Raw genomic sequence first — 2,707 nt, forward strand, 5'->3', positions numbered from 1 at the left:
GGCCGGATTCGTAGGCGGCTATCACCAGTTGGGCGCGGTCCCGGGCTTGGAGCTTGGCCAGGAGGTGTCCGATGTGGGTCTTGACGGTCGCGGGGCTGAGGTGGAGGTGTTCGGCGAGTTCGGTGTTGGACAGGCCGCGGGCGATGAGGGTGAGGACCTCCCGTTCGCGGTCGGTGAGGCCGTCCAGGCTGGGAGGGGGCTGAATCTCGGGGCGGCGGACGAACTCGGCGATCAGGCGGCGGGTCACCGTGGGGGCGAGCAGGGAGTCACCGGCGGCGACCACGCGGACGGCCGAGAGGAGGTCGGCGGGCGGGGTGTCCTTGAGGAGGAAGCCGCTGGCCCCTGCGCGGAGCGCGGAGTAGACGTAGGAGTCCAGGTCGAAGGTCGTGAGGATCAGGACGCGGACGTCGGGGAGGTCCGCGCAGATCCGCCGGGTCGCCTCGATCCCGTCCATCTCGGGCATCCGGACGTCCATGAGGACGACGTCGGGGCGTTCACGTTCGGCCAGTTCGACGGCCTCCGCGCCGGTGCCCGCCTCGCCGACGGTGCGCAGGCCGGGAGCGGTGTCGAGGAGGACGCGGAAGCTGCCCCGCACCAGGGCCTGGTCGTCGGCGACGAGGACGCGCAGTTCCAAGGGGCTCCTAAGGCTCGTACGGGAAGGCGGCGGACACGGCGAAGCCGCCTTCGGGACGGGGTCCGGCGGTGAAGTCCCCGCCGTACATGGCGACGCGTTCGCGCATGCCGATGAGTCCGTGGCCGTCCCCGCCCGGGAGGACGCGCACGCCGGGGCCGTCGTCGGTGACGTCGATACGGATGTGGTGCCCGTCGGCCCGGACGCGGACGCGGCAGTGGGCCGGGGCGGCGTGTTTGACCACATTAGTGATCGCTTCCTGGACGATGCGGTAGGTGGAGAGGGCGACGCCTTCGGGGAGGTCGCCGGTGTCCACGCGCAGGTCTACTTGGACGCCGGCCATCGCGGCGCGCTCGGCGAGGGCCGCCAGGTCGGCGAGGCCCGGGGACGGGGCCAGGTCGGCGCCCGCGTCGCCGGACGAGCCCGGCGCACCCGGCGTGCCCGGCGCACCCGGCGTGCCCGGTGCACCCGGCGTGCCCGGCTCGCTGCGGAGGACGCCGAGGAGGTGCCGCATCTCGGCGAGGGAGCCGCGGCTGGTGGTCTCGATGACCCGGAGGGCGTCGACGGCCTCCTCCGGGCGGGCCTCGGCGACGTGGACGGCGACGCCCGCCTTGACGGCGATCAGGCTCATGCTGTGCGCGACCACGTCGTGGAGTTCGCGGGCGATGCGGAGCCGTTCCTCCGACACGGCCTGGTCGGCGAGCTGCCGGGCGGAGCGCGCTGCGTGCGCGCGGCGTTCGCGGACGCCGCGGCCGAGCGACCAGGACGCACCGAGGAGCGCGACGCCGAGCAGTGCCCTGCCGATGATCTCGGCCTGCCAGTTGGTGGGTCCGAGCGTCGCGCTGCCGAGGATGAGGAGGGCGCTGACCGTGCCGATCAGCGGCGTCGGGATCCAGCGTCGCCGGCGGCGGGTGAGCGCGACCGGGTAGAGGGCGAACGCGGCGGCGGCGAAGAAGTCCCAGGGCAGGCCGAGCAGGAACGTCGCGGTCGACGCGGAAAGGACGGTGGCGAAGACGGGGACGGGCCACAGCCGCCGGACGGCGAGCGGCAGCCCGGTCGCGGCGGTGAACGGGACCGCGAGGAGCAGGGGGATGTCCCTATCCGGGGCGAACACCAGCAACGCGAGCGTGTAGACGACGGCCAGGCAGGCGTCGAGGCCGATCAGGCGCCGTCGGCCGAGCCGCCGGAGGAAAGGGGCGCGCAGCTCGGATTCGTCCACGTCATGACGGTATCCGGACGGTCCGGGCGGGCGCGTCCTCCCGGGGTCGGACGCGGCGGGACGGTCTCGGAGCACGGTCTGACGCGCGAGTCCCAACCGCGCTCCGATGTGCGCGGCGCCGTCCCGTACGACCGTCGACCGCATGATCGAAGTACGCGAGCTGACCAAGCGCTACGGCGCGACGACGGCGGTGGACGGGCTGTCGTTCACGGTCCGGCCAGGTGCGGTGACGGGGTTCCTCGGGCCGAACGGCGCGGGAAAGTCGACGAGCATGAGGATCCTGCTGGGGCTGGACGCGGCGACGTCCGGTGAGGCGCTGGTGAACGGCGGCCGGTACGCGACGCTGCGGCGCCCGATGCGGGAGGTGGGGGCACTGCCGGACGCGGGCGCCGTGCACGGCGGGCGGCGCGCGTTCGACCATCTCGGGTGGCTGGCGCGCAGCAACGGGATCGGGGTCCGGCGGGTGACGGAGGTCCTGGAGCAGGTGGGCCTGGCCGGGGTGGCGCGCAAGCGGGTCGGCGGGTTCTCGCTCGGCATGCGGCAGCGGCTCGGGATCGCGGCGGCGCTCCTCGGCGATCCGGGCGTGCTGATGTTCGACGAGCCGGTGAACGGCCTGGACCCGGACGGCGTCCGCTGGATCCGGGAGCTGCTGCGTTCGCTGGCCGCCGACGGGCGGACCGTGCTGATCGCCAGCCACCTGATGACCGAGATGGAGCTGACCGCCGACCGGCTGATCATCATCGGGCGGGGCCGCATGATCGCCGACACGTCGGTGCGGGAGCTGGCGGAGCGGTTCCGGCGCGGGGTGCTCGTCCGCACGCCGCGTCCGGCAGAGCTGACGGCGGTGCTCGCCAGGG

At 74.0% G+C, this 2,707-nt stretch carries 3 protein-coding genes; 1 reads left to right on the forward strand and 2 read right to left on the reverse strand.

All coding sequences use genetic code 11. The features are described 5' to 3' along the window. Positions 1-634, reverse strand: a 634-nt coding sequence (locus E1264_RS41810) for a response regulator transcription factor (RefSeq protein WP_243711505.1), incomplete at its 3' end; no start/stop codon positions are given. Positions 635-641: 7 nt separating this feature from the next. Then, positions 642-1,850 (reverse strand): sensor histidine kinase, encoded by a 1,209-nt coding sequence (locus E1264_RS41815; protein WP_207936976.1) that lies wholly within the window; start codon positions 1,848-1,850, stop codon positions 642-644. Positions 1,851-1,992: 142 nt separating this feature from the next. On the opposite strand from E1264_RS41815, the gene E1264_RS41820 reads away from it, so the two are divergent. Continuing rightward, on the forward strand, positions 1,993-2,707 hold a 715-nt coding region (locus tag E1264_RS41820), incomplete at its 3' end, for an ATP-binding cassette domain-containing protein (RefSeq protein WP_132183005.1).

Source organism: Actinomadura sp. KC216, from assembly GCF_004348535.1.
Lineage (GTDB): Bacteria > Actinomycetota > Actinomycetes > Streptosporangiales > Streptosporangiaceae > Spirillospora.